This window comes from Pantoea sp. B566 (genome assembly GCF_024793925.1).
GTDB lineage: Bacteria > Pseudomonadota > Gammaproteobacteria > Enterobacterales > Enterobacteriaceae > Pantoea > Pantoea ananatis.
The window spans coordinates 658,253-672,827 of record NZ_JANUQL010000003.1 but is presented as its reverse complement, the minus strand read 5'-3'; the positions used below and the strand labels follow the sequence as shown (position 1 = coordinate 672,827).

The 14,575-nt window shown below is 54.4% G+C and carries 12 protein-coding genes; 7 read left to right on the top strand and 5 right to left on the bottom strand.

From position 1 onward, the window contains the following. Positions 1-91 precede the first annotated feature (91 nt). From rsmF to yebS, 3 genes are all read right to left on the bottom strand, one after another. Positions 92-1,519, bottom strand: a complete 1,428-nt coding sequence (gene rsmF / locus NYE92_RS04870) for a 16S rRNA (cytosine(1407)-C(5))-methyltransferase RsmF (RefSeq protein ID WP_014605693.1) — start codon at positions 1,517-1,519, stop codon at positions 92-94. A 77-nt stretch (positions 1,520-1,596) separates the two neighbouring features. Further along, positions 1,597-4,236 (bottom strand): PqiB family protein, encoded by a 2,640-nt coding sequence (locus tag NYE92_RS04865; protein ID WP_015700191.1) that lies wholly within the window; start codon positions 4,234-4,236, stop codon positions 1,597-1,599. After that, on the bottom strand, positions 4,205-5,449 hold the full coding sequence (yebS, locus tag NYE92_RS04860; protein WP_013026037.1) for a membrane integrity lipid transport subunit YebS: 1,245 nt from the start codon (positions 5,447-5,449) through the stop codon (positions 4,205-4,207). Before yebS ends, NYE92_RS04865 begins: the two co-directional genes overlap by 32 nt. 211 nt (positions 5,450-5,660) lie before the next feature. Here yebS and NYE92_RS04855 point away from each other — a divergent pair, with 211 nt between their 5' ends. From NYE92_RS04855 to htpX, 4 genes are all read left to right on the top strand, one after another. Then, positions 5,661-6,161: a GAF domain-containing protein gene (locus tag NYE92_RS04855; protein WP_013026036.1), complete on the top strand. Its 501-nt coding sequence runs from the start codon at positions 5,661-5,663 to the stop codon at positions 6,159-6,161. Between the two features lie 96 nt (positions 6,162-6,257). Beyond that, the gene (proQ, locus tag NYE92_RS04850; RefSeq protein WP_064373902.1) at positions 6,258-6,959 is read left to right on the top strand and encodes an RNA chaperone ProQ; all 702 of its coding nucleotides are present in this window, start codon (positions 6,258-6,260) and stop codon (positions 6,957-6,959) included. 19 nt (positions 6,960-6,978) lie between these two features. Further along, a complete protein-coding gene (gene prc / locus NYE92_RS04845; RefSeq protein WP_064373900.1) occupies positions 6,979-9,024 on the top strand; it encodes a carboxy terminal-processing peptidase in 2,046 nt (681 codons plus the stop codon). Between the two features lie 249 nt (positions 9,025-9,273). Then, entirely contained in the window at positions 9,274-10,155 is an 882-nt protein-coding gene (gene htpX, locus NYE92_RS04840; protein WP_013026033.1) for a protease HtpX, read from the top strand. A gap of 48 nt (positions 10,156-10,203) precedes the next feature. Here the strand turns inward: htpX and NYE92_RS04835 are convergent, their stop codons facing one another. Next, positions 10,204-11,565 (bottom strand): MFS transporter, encoded by a 1,362-nt coding sequence (locus tag NYE92_RS04835; RefSeq protein WP_013026032.1) that lies wholly within the window; start codon positions 11,563-11,565, stop codon positions 10,204-10,206. Positions 11,566-11,750: 185 nt separating this feature from the next. Here NYE92_RS04835 and kdgR point away from each other — a divergent pair, with 185 nt between their 5' ends. Next, on the top strand, positions 11,751-12,545 hold the full coding sequence (gene kdgR / locus NYE92_RS04830) for a DNA-binding transcriptional regulator KdgR (RefSeq protein ID WP_259018633.1): 795 nt from the start codon (positions 11,751-11,753) through the stop codon (positions 12,543-12,545). Between the two features lie 30 nt (positions 12,546-12,575). Here kdgR and NYE92_RS04825 read toward each other — a convergent pair whose 3' ends face one another. Beyond that, positions 12,576-12,812 carry a YobH family protein gene (locus NYE92_RS04825; protein WP_013026030.1) on the bottom strand — a complete coding sequence of 79 codons (237 nt, stop codon included), beginning with the start codon at positions 12,810-12,812 and terminating at the stop codon, positions 12,576-12,578. Between the two features lie 221 nt (positions 12,813-13,033). Here NYE92_RS04825 and NYE92_RS04820 point away from each other — a divergent pair, with 221 nt between their 5' ends. After that, positions 13,034-13,306, top strand: coding sequence for a YebO family protein (locus tag NYE92_RS04820; protein WP_033765958.1), 273 nt, complete (start codon positions 13,034-13,036; stop codon positions 13,304-13,306). An 18-nt stretch (positions 13,307-13,324) separates the two neighbouring features. Then, positions 13,325-14,329, top strand: coding sequence for an MBL fold metallo-hydrolase (locus NYE92_RS04815; RefSeq protein ID WP_064373898.1), 1,005 nt, complete (start codon positions 13,325-13,327; stop codon positions 14,327-14,329). Positions 14,330-14,575 lie beyond the last annotated feature (246 nt).

Here is a 14,575-nt window from a genome sequence, read left to right as displayed (position 1 = left end):
TGTCTTGCCCGCTAACCACCACGAATCACCCCTTTTGCAGGGTGAAAATGGGATCATTTGGTGACAGTGTCACAAAAGGCGAGTGGGGCGATTACCGGAACAGCCTGCCGTCGCGTACCAGCTCGCGGGGATAGCTGTTTTTAATACGGCTGCCAACACGTTTAGCCAGCCCGAGCGGCTGATCCTGATAGGTCACTATCATTTCATCCCGCGTGGGGACGCTTTCAGGATAAATATCGCGACCGCGATACCACTCTTCAGCTTCAGCTTCGTTTAGCGCAAACGTCTGATCGGGGCGCGGGGAGGCAAGGGCAATGACGGCCTCGTGTTGCCAGCGATAGCCTTTTGCAAAGGTTTCGGCCAGCTTCAGGCCAATCCGCGAGAAACGGACCTTACCTAACAGCGGTGTCACACCGTCCGGGAACAGCCAGATCTCCTTATCGCGCTGCCAGAGCTGAAGGTTGTCATCCCACTGAATCGCCACCTGCGCCGCCGACTGTACAATCTCGCTTTCCAGTTTGCGACTGACGTGGCTGAACGGCAGCTTACCGACTTTATAGGTCGGTTCAGGTAGCCGTGTGACAGAGGCCGTTTTACGCAAGCAGGCGACAAAGAACCCTTCGCTGTCGAACAGGTGCGGGAAAACGTGAAGATAACCTTCAGGCGTCGCGGCCCGCTCCGCCCCGGCAAACAACCCATTCAACGGGGCGATTTCAACGGCGTCCGGATAGCGCGCCAGCAGCCAGGCGACAACCTGTTGGTTCTCAATCTGATTAAGCGTACAGGTAGAGTAAACCAGCGTACCGCCGGGCTTGAGTGCGTGGAACGCGCTTTCGATAAGGTCGCGCTGAGTCTGCGCGATAGTCTGCGTGCTGGTCAGCGACCAGTTTTTCAGGGCATCAGCATCTTTACGCATGACGCCTTCACCCGAGCAGGGCGCGTCCAGCAAAATGGCATCAAACTGTTCCGGCAGCGCAGGCCCAAAGACGCGGGCATCAAAGTGGGTCAGGGCGCTGTTGGTTACGCCGCAACGGGTTATGTTGGCATGAAGCACTTTGACCCGGCTGGCGGAAAACTCGTTGGCCAGAATAACGCCCCGGTTGTGCATGCAGGCGGCAATCTGGGTGGTCTTGGAACCGGGGGCAGCAGCCATATCCATGACGCTCATGGCATCGGGCTGGGCCGCAAACAGTGCTGTCACCGGCAGCATTGAGCTGGCTTCCTGGATATAAAACAGGCCGCTCAGATGCTCCGCAACGCTGCCCAGCGGCAGGCTTTCGTCCTCGCGATTTATCCAGAATCCTTCCGCACACCAGGGAACCGGCGTCAACTGCCAGCCGTAATGCGCGGTTTGTGTCAGAAAGTCACTAACGCCGATCTTTAAGGTGTTAACGCGCAGGCTGCGACGTAATGGCTGCAGGCTGATGTCAATAAACTGCTGCAGGTCAGTATCATCGGGCAAGCTCTGGCGTATCAGATCGAGGAATTCGGCAGGGAAGCGTGAGGCGGAGTCGGACACGGATAAGTTCTCTTTGAGGCAAAGGCGGCAGTGTAGCACGCCAAAAGAAAACGGGCAGCCTGGGCTGCCCGTATGGCTTAAGGTTGATTCGGGTCGGGGATCGCCGTTCCCCAGTTACGCCAGTCTTTAGGCGGTTCATCCTGCAGCAGGAAGTGTTTGTTTGACGTTGCCTGCGGTGCCAGCGGCACGGTCGGCGGCGTAGCAAACTGAATACCGCCACGGATAAACTGCTGGAAGGTGCCGGTTTTCACCACGCCGCCAATCAGGCCAAAGTCCAGGTTATAGCCCGAGGCCAGCCAGAACACCGAATTGTTGCGGACCAGATGCTGGTATTTCTTACTGATACGCAGCGCGATTTGTACACGGTCTGCCATATTCCCCAGCGATGTACCGGTCACCGTGCCCACTTCTACCCCGCGGAACAGCACCGGCGTACCCAGCGACAGGGAACCCGCTTCGGTCGCATCCACATAGATGTTCAGGCCGTTAAGGTAACGTGAATCCGTGATGGTGCTTTCCTGCAGCTCAAAGGTGCGCGCGCCACGGCCTTTGCCCGGATCGACGTTGACATAAGGCTGGAGGATCGTTTCCAGATGATTTACACCTGCGGCAGAAATTTCTGGCGATACCACCGAGAAACGGCTGTCGACGCGGGCAAAACTCTGCACATACTCAGGGTAAAGTACGGCCTTCGCCACCACCTGATTGTTGTCATCGCTCAGCGACAGCGACTCGATTTGTCCCACATTGATACCGAGGTAACGAATTGGCATGCCGGCGGACAGCTTGCTGGCGTCATAGGTATGTAACGTAATCTGGCTGCCCACGGCCCGTGCAGCCGTTTCAGACGGATAAAGCACGCGCTTCGCGCCTTTATCAATTTTCGCGCCCGTCAGGTTGTCGAAGCTAATGGCGCCTTTCAACGCCCGGTTTAGCGGCGAGGCCTGCACGGTTAACCCACTGCCGTTAAGCTGAACGCGTGCGCCGCCTTCTGCCCAGAACACACTTTCAGCAGAGAGCAGTTTGCGGTATTCCGGTTTGATGTGGACCGCGATATCAAACGCATCAGCGCGCGGGGTGACTTGCGTAATTTCACCGACCTGGAATTTACGATAGAGCACAATTGAGCCGGCCTGAACGTCTGGCAGGCTTTTCGCCGTCAGCATCAGCGTGGTGGATGGGCCATCGCCGGTAATGCCTTCTTCCGCGCGTTCAGCATCGGCAAAGAGGGGATAGGCCGTCTTAGGTGCGCCTTGTTTACCCGGCTCCAGACGAATACCGCCATCGACCCACTCGCGGGCGCTGGCGCCCAGCACCTGCATGCCATCCAGGCCGAATTTCACGTCAAGGCGACTGTTCACAATGAATTTACTGTCGCCGTGGACCAGTTGGCGCTGGTCAGGATTGACCGCGACAACAAAATTAACGCCGTTTGCATCCAGATCCCGGGAAATTACCTGACCAATTTTTAGTCCGTGCAACATCAGGGGTTGGCCGGCATCGATGCCGTAGCTTTCGGGGGCGCTCAGTTTCACGGTGAGAACATTGGGTTGCTGCAGCAGCGTTTTATTGGGTGCGACCACCGTAAAATGCTGCTGCGGTGCACCATCGCCAGGCACCAGCTCAAAGGTGTTACCGGTCAGCAGGCTGCTCAGGCTGGTATCCGTGAGGCTGAGTTTGGGGCTGCGCATCTCAATACGCGTGCCTTCACGCATCAGTCCCACGACAGAGGGATCGATCGTCATCTCACCGGTCACTTTACCGCCATCCTGCAGATTCAGTTTGGTCAGGGTGCCGACTTCTAAGCCCTGATACATCAGCGGCGTACGGTTGGCTGAGAGATTATCCCCGCTGGGCAGATCCAGCGATATCAGCACGCCACGCTGGCTGTGAGCCAGGTCGGGATAGAGCTGATAGTTCTGATCGGTTTTGGCGGCTTCCGCGCCCTCAGGCGAGTCAAAGGCGATAGCGCCGTTGACTAAGGCTGACAGGCTTTCTAGCTGTACTCTGGCCCCGCTCAGGCTGACGTCTGCATTCATTCCTGACACATTCCAGAAGCGGCTGCTGGTTTTCACCAGGTTCACGAAGCGCCGCTCAATCAGGACGTCAATCGACACGCCGTTGTTCTGATTGTTAATGCTGTAATCGTAGACCCGGCCCACCGGGATTTTGCGGTAATACACTAACGAGCCGGTGTTCAACGAGCCGAGGTCGGATGAATGCAGGTGAATCATGAGCTCACCGGTATTCACGCGGTATTTCGGTTGGGTATCCAGCGCGGTAAAGGTGTCACTTTCTTTACCATCGCCTGGCATCATGCCGATGTAGTTCCCCCCCACCAGCGCATCCAGACCGGAAACCCCCGCCAGTGAGGCTTTTGGCGTGACCAGCCAGAACTGCGTATTTTCACGCAGCGCATCGCGCATGTCGCTCTTAATGCTGGCCTTGATCTGAATCTTTTTGTAGTCGTCGCTAAGATTGATGCCCTGCACAGTACCGACTTCCACGCCCTGATAGCGGATAGGCGTGCGGCCGGGCACGATGCCATCGGCCGTCTGGAAATTGATGGTGATGGTCGTGCCGCGCTCTTGAAAATTGGTCCAAAGCAGCCAGCCCGCAATCAGCATTGCGATAATGGGCAGAAGCCAAAAAGGTGAAATTTTACGCTTGTTGCGCAGCGTAGCATTAGTCGGTGTAGTCGGCGTTTCCTGTTGCATGTGCATCCCAGAGCAGGCGGCTATCCAGCCACTCAACGGCCATAATGGTCAGGATCACTGCCGCGCCAAAATAAAACGCAGCGGGTCCCATGGTAAAAGCCAGTAGTTGATCGCGATTGACCAACGACATGGTTAGTGAAATGACAAACAGATCCAGCATAGACCAGCGTCCAACCCAGGTCACAAAACGTAGCAGACGAATGCGGGTTTTCAGGCCTTGTTCGCAGCGGAAATGGATACTGAGCAGGAGCGCCAGCATCACCAGCACTTTGGTGAAGGGAACCAGAATACTGGCGATAAACACCACGGCTGCGACGGGCACGTTACCGGATGCCAGAGACAGGATGCCGGAGAAGATCGTGTCTTCACGGCGCGATCCGTTCAGGTACACCACCGAAATCGGCAACAGATTGGCGGGAATCAGCAGCACAATTGACGCGATAAGGGCGGCCCAGGACTTTTGTAAGCTGTGGCGGCGTCGAAAATCAAGCGGCGTATGACAGCGCGCGCAGCGGCCGCGGGCGTCAGGAATATCGGTGTAGTGGCAGTTAAGGCAGACCTGAAGATCGTCACGCCGCGTCACCTGGTGCGACTGGGGATAAAAGTGCTCCCAAAGCTGCTCCATGTTCAGATGAATCAACGTAATGACGCTCAGCACGGTTAGCGCCACATAGGCGACCAGCCCATAGCCTAATTCGAGGTCGGCGTAATCCTGGACTTTTATGGAGGCGACGGCGATGCCAATCAAAAAAATATCCAGCATCACCCACTCTTTGAGCTTATCGAGCATCAGCAGCACCGGGCGCAGATTCATCCCTAAACGCTCACCCAGGGCCAGATAGCCAATGCCTGCCACCAGCGTCACCGGCGCGCCGATAGTACAGAACGCCACCATCGAGGCGGTCAGGACATTGCCCTGTAGCGTCATCTGAACGATACCTTCCAGTACGCTGGCGTCAATGCGCATGCCCAGCAGGCGAATGTCGATAAGCGGCATGCTAAAAGCAAAAGGCATCAGCACCAGCATCGTGGCCGCCATCGCCAGCAGACGTGTCATTGACCAGTCGCGGCCGCTCACAATTTGCGCGTTGCAGCGGGGACAGTGGGCTGACTGATACGATTTCACATCTGGTAAGGAAAAAAGGGTATCGCATTGCGGACAACGCTGATAACGTGCCTGAGGCAATGTCTGGCTGATAGCGTGAATTTTCATAAATTAGTGCATGTTTCGCTTATTGTGATTAACGCAAAGGGTCAGTAAGACATCGCCTGGGTACCTGTCTCGGGTATCACGCTTCGATCCACAGAATGTTAAGGTTATAGTAACTAACGCTATGATTCACCTTATGGCTATGGATTTTTAGTGCTTATTTTTAACAAGCGGAGTGGTTAGCCGCTCGGATGTCACTGGTAACGGTTGAATAATGAACAAAACTGCCTTTTACGCCGATTTAGATCGCGATATGCGCGCCTTACTGGCGGGAGAAACGGCGTTCCTCGCTGCAATGGGTAATTTTAGCGCGCTGTTGTATGAACGTCTCGAAGGCGTGAACTGGGCAGGTTTCTACCTGCTAACGGAAGCCGATACGCTGGTTCTGGGCCCGTTCCAGGGGAAAATCGCCTGCGTGCGCATTCCCGTGGGCAAAGGGGTTTGCGGCACCGCACTGGCGCAACAACAGGTGCAGCGTGTTGATGATGTCCATGCTTTCCCTGGCCATATCGCCTGCGATGCCGCCAGTAATGCAGAAATTGTGATTCCTCTGAAAATAAACGGTCAGGTTGTCGGCGTACTGGATATCGACAGTGTGGAATACAATCGCTTTGATAGTGAAGATGAAAAAGGGCTGGTCGCCTTGACTAACGGGCTTTGCGACGTGCTCGCGAACAGTGACTTAGAAAAATATTTGCAGCTGACGCGTAGCTAATCGACTGGATTGCATGGCATTTGGCGATGTTGTCATTATAATGTCGCCTGTTCATGCCTGCTCTGGTCGGCAAACCCGTAGTAATCAGGAAATTTCATGGAAAATCAACCTAAGTTGAATAGCAGTAAAGAAGTCATTAGCTTTCTGGCGGAGCGCTTTCCGCACTGCTTTAGCGCTGAAGGCGAAGCGCGTCCGCTCAAAATCGGTATCTTTCAGGATCTGGTAGAGCGCGTTCAGGGCGAAATGAACCTGAGCAAGACGCAGTTGCGTTCGGCCTTGCGTCTTTATACCTCTAGCTGGCGCTATCTGTACGGTATCAAAGCGGGTGCCACCCGTGTGGATCTCGATGGAAACCCCTGTGGTGTTCTTGATGAGCAGCACGTGGAGCATGCCCGTAAGCAACTCGAAGATGCCAAAGCGCGTGTTCAGGTACAGCGCGACCAGCAGCGAGCCGCTCGTCGCGAAGCCGGTGAAGGCGAAGAGGGTGCCAGCGCACCACGTCGCCCACGCAAGCCTGCTCCGCGTAAACCGGCAGAAGGTGAGGCCGCGCGTAAGCCGCGTCCACAGTCTGCTGAGCGTCCTACTGCATCGCAGAATCGCAAACCGGCACCACGCCCGGAGCAGCAGGCTAAACCCATCACTGATACCTCAACTTTGCAACCCGGCCAGAGTATTAAAGTTAAAGCAGGCAAAAGTGCGATGGACGCAACCGTTCTGGAAGTGTCGAAAGACGGCGTCCGGGTACAGCTCGCTTCCGGCATGGCAATGATTGTGCGCGCAGAACATTTGCAGTTCTGAAACGGAGGCTGACCCCGGCATGAACACCCTTTTAAAAGTTGGATTGATTGCGGGCCTGCTGTTGTCAGGCCCTTCCTTTGCGGCCGAGAACATTACACGTGCCGATCAAATTCCACAGCTGCATGAAGATCCGCAGGATGCGACGGTAAGCGAGCGCGTGACGTCGCGTTTTACCCGTTCTCACTATCGTCAGTTCAATCTTGACGGCGCCTTCTCGGCCAAGATTTTTGACCGCTATCTCAATATGCTCGACTACAGCCACAACGTGTTGCTGGCGTCGGACGTTGCACAGTTTGCCAGCAAGAAGACCCAACTGGGTGATGAGCTGCGTAGCGGTAAGCTGGATATTTTTTACGATCTTTATAATCTGGCGCAAAAACGCCGCTTTGAGCGCTATCAGTATGCGCTTACGGTGCTGGCGCGTCCGATGAACTTTACCGGCAATGACACCATCGATATTGACCGTTCTAAAGCGCCTTGGCCGAAAGACCAGAGTGAGTTGAATGCGCTGTGGGACGCCAAGGTCAAATACGATGAGCTGAGCCTTAAACTCGCCGGTAAAGACGAAAAAGAAATCCGTGAAGTGCTGACCAAACGTTATAACTTTGCCATCCGTCGTCTGGCGCAAAGCAACAGTGAAGATGTATTCCAGCTGGCAATGAACGCTTTTGCCCACGAAATCGATCCGCATACCAACTACCTTTCACCGCGTAATACGGAGCAGTTCAACACCGAAATGAGCCTGTCGCTCGAAGGGATTGGTGCCGTGTTGCAGATGGATGATGACTATACCGTTATCAACTCTATGGTGGCCGGTGGTCCGGCGGCGAAAAGTAAAGCGATCACCGTTGGCGACCGCATCGTCGGCGTCGGTGAGCCTGGCAAGCCAATGGAAGACGTTATCGGCTGGCGCCTGGATGATGTGGTCGCCAAAATCAAAGGGCCGAAAGGCAGCAAGGTTCGCCTTGAGATTCTGCCTGCTGGCAAAGGCACTAAGACCCGTATTGTGACCTTAACGCGTGAGAAAATCCGTCTGGAAGATCGCGCGGTTAAAATGAGCATTCACACTGTCGGTAAAGAAAAAGTCGGCGTGCTCGATATTCCTGGCTTCTACGTTGGCCTGACCGATGATGTCAAAGTGCAGTTGCAGAAGCTGCAAAAGCAGAACGTTGACAGCATCGTCATCGATCTGCGCACCAACGGCGGCGGCGCACTGACCGAGGCGGTTTCGCTTTCTGGCTTGTTTATTCCAAGTGGCCCGGTTGTTCAGGTCCGTGATAACAATGGCCACGTGCGTCAGGATAGCGACAGCGACGGCATCGTTTATTACAAAGGCCCGCTGGTGGTGCTGGTTGACCGCTTCAGTGCTTCTGCATCAGAAATTTTTGCAGCGGCAATGCAGGATTATGGTCGTGCGCTGATCGTCGGCGAGCCCACCTTTGGTAAAGGCACCGTTCAACAGTACCGGTCACTGAACCGCATTTACGATCAGATGCTGCGTCCGGAATGGCCTGCGCTGGGTTCGGTGCAGTATACGATTCAGAAGTTTTATCGTATCAATGGCGGCAGTACGCAGCGCAAAGGCGTGACGCCGGACCTGTTGATGCCAACCGGTGTTGAAGCGGCGGAAACGGGCGAGAAGTTCGAGGACAATGCGTTACCGTGGGACAGCATTACGGCCGCGACCTACACCCGCACAGGTGATGTCAAGGCGCTGGCGCCACAGCTGACCAAAGAGCACGATGAGCGCATCGCTAAGGATCGCGAGTTCCAGTACATCATGAAGGACATCGCCCGTTTTAACGCCATGAAAGACAAGCGCAACATTGTGTCGCTCAATCTTGCCCAGCGCGAGAAAGAGAACCACGAGGAAGATGCGCTACGTCTGGAACGCATTAACGCGCGCTATCAGGCTGAAGGTAAAAAGCCGCTGAAGAGCCTTGATGATTTGCCGAAAGACTATAAAGAGCCCGATCCTTATCTGGATGAAACGGTAAAAATTGCCAATGACCTGGCGCAGCTGGAAAAATCCTCACCTGAGGCACCGGCAGCCAAAACTAACTAACGGCATAACCCGGGTTACCCAAGCACCGCCCAGCGCGGTGCTTTTTTTTATCATTAATTTGGCAGTGATAAGCGTCGTTAATGTGTTCGTCTGAGCGGTTTCCGACAGGTTGCGCGAAAGGTTGTGTCATATTGTAAAGTTATGTCTTTTTAGACACTTAAACGTTAAGGTCGCTTGAAAACCCGCACAATGCTCATAGGATATGTATCCGCGCATGAGCGCATGAACTACTGAGGAAGATTAACCGTTATGATGCGTATTGCTCTTTTCCTGCTGACCAACCTGGCTGTGATGTTGGTATTCGGGCTGATTCTCAGCCTGACAGGAATCCAGTCAAGCAGTGTTCAGGGCCTGATGATAATGGCAGGCTTGTTTGGCTTCGGCGGTGCGTTTGTCTCACTGCTGATGTCGAAGTGGATGGCGCTACGTTCAGTTGGCGGTGAAGTGATTGAGCAACCGCGCAACGAAACCGAGCGCTGGTTAATTGACACGATTGGCCGACAGGCACAGCAGGTCGGTATTGCTATGCCCCAGGTCGCTATCTATCACGCGCCGGATATCAACGCGTTTGCAACCGGTGCGCGGCGTAATGCCTCGCTGGTGGCGGTTTCTACTGGCCTGCTACAAAACATGAGTCGTGATGAAGCGGAGGCGGTGCTGGCGCACGAGGTGGCGCACATTGCGAATGGCGACATGATCACCATGACGCTGATTCAGGGTGTGGTGAACACCTTTGTTATCTTTGTGTCGCGTATCCTGGCACAGATTGCGGCGGGCTTTATGTCCGGCAACCGTGATGGCGAGGAGAGCAGCAACGGAAATCCGCTGGTCTACTTTGCTGTCTCGATGGTGCTTGAACTGGTATTCGGTATTCTGGCCAGCATCATCACGATGTGGTTTTCACGTCATCGTGAATTCCATGCCGATGCCGGCTCGGCCAAACTGGTGGGGCGCGAAAAAATGATTGCGGCTTTGCAGCGTCTGAAAACCAGCTATGAGCCGCAGGAACCCAGCAGCATGATGGCGTTTTGTATTAACGGAAAAGGAAAATCATTTAGCGAACTCTTTATGTCGCATCCACCGTTAGATAAACGTATCGAAGCGCTGCGCAGCGGTGAATACCTGAAGTAACCCTCACGAAAAAGGCGACGGCAACGTCGCCTTTTTTTATCGCTGAACTCAGGCTTTCATTCGTGACAGGCTGAGAAGGGCGGCGACGGTAGAGAATCCTCCCGCTAATAACAGCGAGGCATGGGTTCCGCCATTTCCCATCAGATTGAACATCAATGCGACCAGCGCCGCGCCGCTGCTCTGGCCCAGTAATCGCGCCGTGCCTAACATACCGCTGGCTCCGCCGCTGCGGTTGCGCGGCGCAGCAGTGACGATTGTATGGTTGTTTGGCGACTGAAACAGGCCAAAACCGGCTCCGCACAGCATCATGCGCCAGATAATATCCATGTCGTCAGGTTGGGCAGGCAGCCGGGCCAGCAGGAACAGCCCGCTGGCAAACAGTGCCAGACCAATGCCGCCGAGCAGACCGGCATGGACCCGCTCAATCAAACGGCCCGCAATGGGTGAAAGCAGCATGGTAGCAAGAGGCCAGGGCGTCAGCAGCAGGCCTGTTGCGACTTCATCGCGACCCAGTACGCTTTGCAGATAAAAAGGCAGAGAGACCATCGCCAGCATTTGTGCACAGAAAGAGCAGACGGAAGTGCAGATCGACAGCGCGAAAATGGGAATACGCAGCAAGTCAACCGGCAGCAGCGGCACCTCCATCCTTAACTGACGACGGATAAAGAAATAACCGACCAGGATGATCACCACAATTTCGCTGGCGATCAGCCAGTGGGGCTGTCCCTGCGCAAATCCCCCCAGAGCCGAAATCAACAGCCCGAAAAAAAGCGCATTCATCACCGCACTGGTGATATCGAACTTCTGGGTTTTTGCCCGTTGTGGGTTATCGGGCAGATAACGCAACGCCAACCAGAGTGTCACTGCACCCAGCGGCAGGTTAATCAGAAATAACCAACGCCAGCTGGCAACAGAAAGAATGGCTGCCGCGACGGTGGGACCGGCAGCGGTTGAGATCGCCACCAGCAGTGCATTGATGGCAATGCCCCGACCCAGATAGCGAGGAGGATAGATAATGCGTATCAGCGCTGTATTAACGCTCATGACCGCAGCACCGCCAAGCCCCTGCAAGACACGCGCAACGGTCAGCATCGTCAGCGTGGATGACAGCGCGCAGAACACCGATGTCGCGGCAAAGACCACCAGGCCGAACTGATAAACGCGGCGGTATCCAACGATATCGCCCAAAAAGGACAGCGACAGCAGTGAAGCCACAATCGCGATCTGATAGGCGTTAATGACCCAGACCGACTGGGCCGGGCTGGCCTGCAGCTCACGTGAAATGGTTGGGAGAGCCACATTGGCAATTGAGCCGTCTAACACCGCCATGATGAGGCCAATGGCGATTGTCAGAATAGCCCAGTACCGTTGTGGCACAGGAAGTCCGCCGTCAGAAGAAGAGAGTGACATAGAGGCTAATATTAAAGAGTGTGAATATCATCATGCTAATCAATTGGCGGACAAAATGCACCGCGCCGGAATGAAAAATATATTTTACAGATGTTACAGACCTTGAAAGTTTGCCGGAGCGAGGCGCCGCAATCTATACTGCAACCCTGTTCCGTTTTTTTTGAAACACGTATTCAAGGTGAGCAATGGTTCCTGATTCAAAGGACAAACAACCTGATTCTGTCTCTTCGGTGCAAAAGGTGTTTGGCATTTTGCAGGCCTTAAGCGAAGAGCGCGATCACGGTATTACCGAACTGGCTCAGCGGCTGATGATGTCTAAAAGCACCGTTTACCGTTTCCTGCAAACCATGAAATCACTGGGCTATGTCGCCCAGGAAGGGGAAAGCGAAAAATACTCACTGACGTTAAAACTGTTTGAGGTAGGTTCGAAAGCGCTGCAGAACATTGACCTGATCCGCAGTGCCGATGTGCAGATGCGTGAACTGTCCCGGTTAACCAAAGAGACGATCCATCTGGGCGCGCTGGACGAGGACAGTATTGTCTATGTCCATAAGATCGATTCGCTGTATAACCTGCGCATGTCGTCACGTATTGGCCGCCGCAATCCGCTGCACTCAACCGCGCTGGGTAAAGTGTTACTGGCGTGGCGCAGTCGGGAAGACATTAATGACATTTTGCAGCGGATAACCTTTACCATTAATACCGCGAATACGCTTTCTGACGCCGGCGCGCTTATTGACGTCCTTAGTCAGGTCAGGAAGCAGGGTTATGGTGAGGATAATGAAGAGCAGGAAGAGGGCGTTTGCTGCATCGCCGTGCCCATTTTCGATCGTTTCGGCGTGGCCGTCGCGGGGCTGAGTATCTCTTTTCCTACGCTGCGCTTCCCGGCAACGAACAAGCACACTTACGTGGCAATGCTGCATGAGGCGGGACGCCGTCTTTCCGCTGAGCTTGGTTACCACGATTACCCTTTAAACTGAAAAAGCGGGCCGTGGCCCGCTTCAGTGCGATCAGTTATCAATCACGTCGCCACTCTTTTTCAACAGCGGGCAGTCGGTAACGCCCACGACGCCGCTGTCGGTGTGCAGATATTGTGCCGTGATCATGCCCCGTGCGGTCAGGTAGTTACACTTCAGGCCCAGACCTGCGGCATTCTTGTTACTTCCGGCCAGCACGCCATATCCGGTAAACAGCATGGCCAGCCAGATGATTCCCACAACAACAATTGCCCGAATGAACAGTTTCATTGTATCTCCTTATGATACCCAACGCAGTGTTCCAGTGACTGCTGCTTAACATGATGTACAGGGGCAGCATGCCTCGCTTTTAAAAGGGATGCGATCAGAGATAACTGAAAGAAGCAGATTGATACACATCATTTACGTCACCATTATCTTTTACTGCGCCACAGGGTAGAATGGCGGGTCGTCCCCTTTATTGTGATTTCACCTGGTATCTTGAGGCAGTTATGAATGAGTTAGCCGCTAATGCGGGTCCTGTGGTCAGCTTTGGCGTGATGGGAATCGTGCTGATTGTGGCATTGATGCTATGGTTCTATGTTAACCGCGCCAGCGTTCGGGCAAATGAACAGATTGCGTTGCTGGCGTCACTGTTAGAAGAGCAAAAGAAACAAAACGCGCTGCTTAAGCGGCTGATCGAGAAGCAAACGGGTGCCGCCGAGCAAAAAGCGGAAGAGCAGGCGGAAAGCAATGATTTTATTCGCCTGATCCCGGAACGTTAAATCCTGCATGGAGGCCGGATGGCCTGGAAAAATCCCTGGTATGACAGCAGTAAACCCCATCATACGCCGGAGGGGTTTCGCAACCCTGAACCTGATATGCGCCAACAGGGTGACCTGAAGCGCTGGCGTAAGGAACGTAAAGCGCAGGGATTACCGCATCCGCCTCAGCAGGGCTATGATGGTTTTAGGGCGCAGTGGTGGCAACCCGCCGACCTGAGCGGTGACGACGATCGCATCTGGTGGCTGGGCCATGCTGCGCTGCTGTTGCGGCTGAATCAACGCTATATTCTGATTGACCCCGCACTTTCCCGGCGGGCATCACCATTGCCGTTTCTGGGGCCGGAACGCAAAACTCCTTCGCCGCTGACGATCGACCAGTTGCCACATCTGGATTACGTGCTGATCTCCCACAGCCATTACGATCATCTGGATAAGCCGACCATCAAGCAGATCTTACGCCACTTTCCAGAGGCGGTTTTTGTGGTTCCGCTGGGTCTGGCTGACTGGTGTCACCGCCGTGGCGTGAAGCAGGTACATCAGCTTGACTGGTGGCAGCAGAAAGCCTTCGAGGGTATTCAGTTTCATGCGGTTCCGGCCCGCCACTGGAGTATGCGCACGTTAACTGACCGCAACCGGTCATTGTGGTGCGGCTGGGTCATCCACACCGCGTCGCTGCGCTTTTGGTTCTCGGGGGACAGTGGCTACACTGAAAACCTTCATGCCATTGCCGCGCGTCTCGGGCCGTTTAATCTTGCCGCGCTGCCCGTCGGTGCCTATGAACCCCGCTGGTTTATGGCGGGGCAACATATGGATCCTCAAGATGCGGTGTCGCTCTGGCATGCAATAGGGCAGCCTCTCACGATCCCTGTCCATTGGGGCGTCTTTGAACTTGCTGATGAATCGCTCGATGCGCCCCCGGCAGAATTGCTGCGGGTCTTACAACAACGTGGGGAAGCAAGCAGGCATTTTACGCCCTGGCAGATAGGCGAGAGCCGCAGCCTGAGCTATATCGACCAGGCGTAGTCCGAGGTAATAACTTTTCCTTCTGACGCCACGGGATTCTGGCTGAAATCAATATTCCTTCACGGCCCCCGGCAGGCGTAATTCAAAAAACGCCTGCATGCAAGCTGTAAGTGATTGCGTTAACGCTCAACTTATGATTTTACTGGAAATAAAATTTATATTTGTACGAAATAGAATTTATTGTACAAGCCTGCTGCAATAGTTTACCCGCGCTTCACTTATCGGCTCCTTTATTTGGTGCAACTT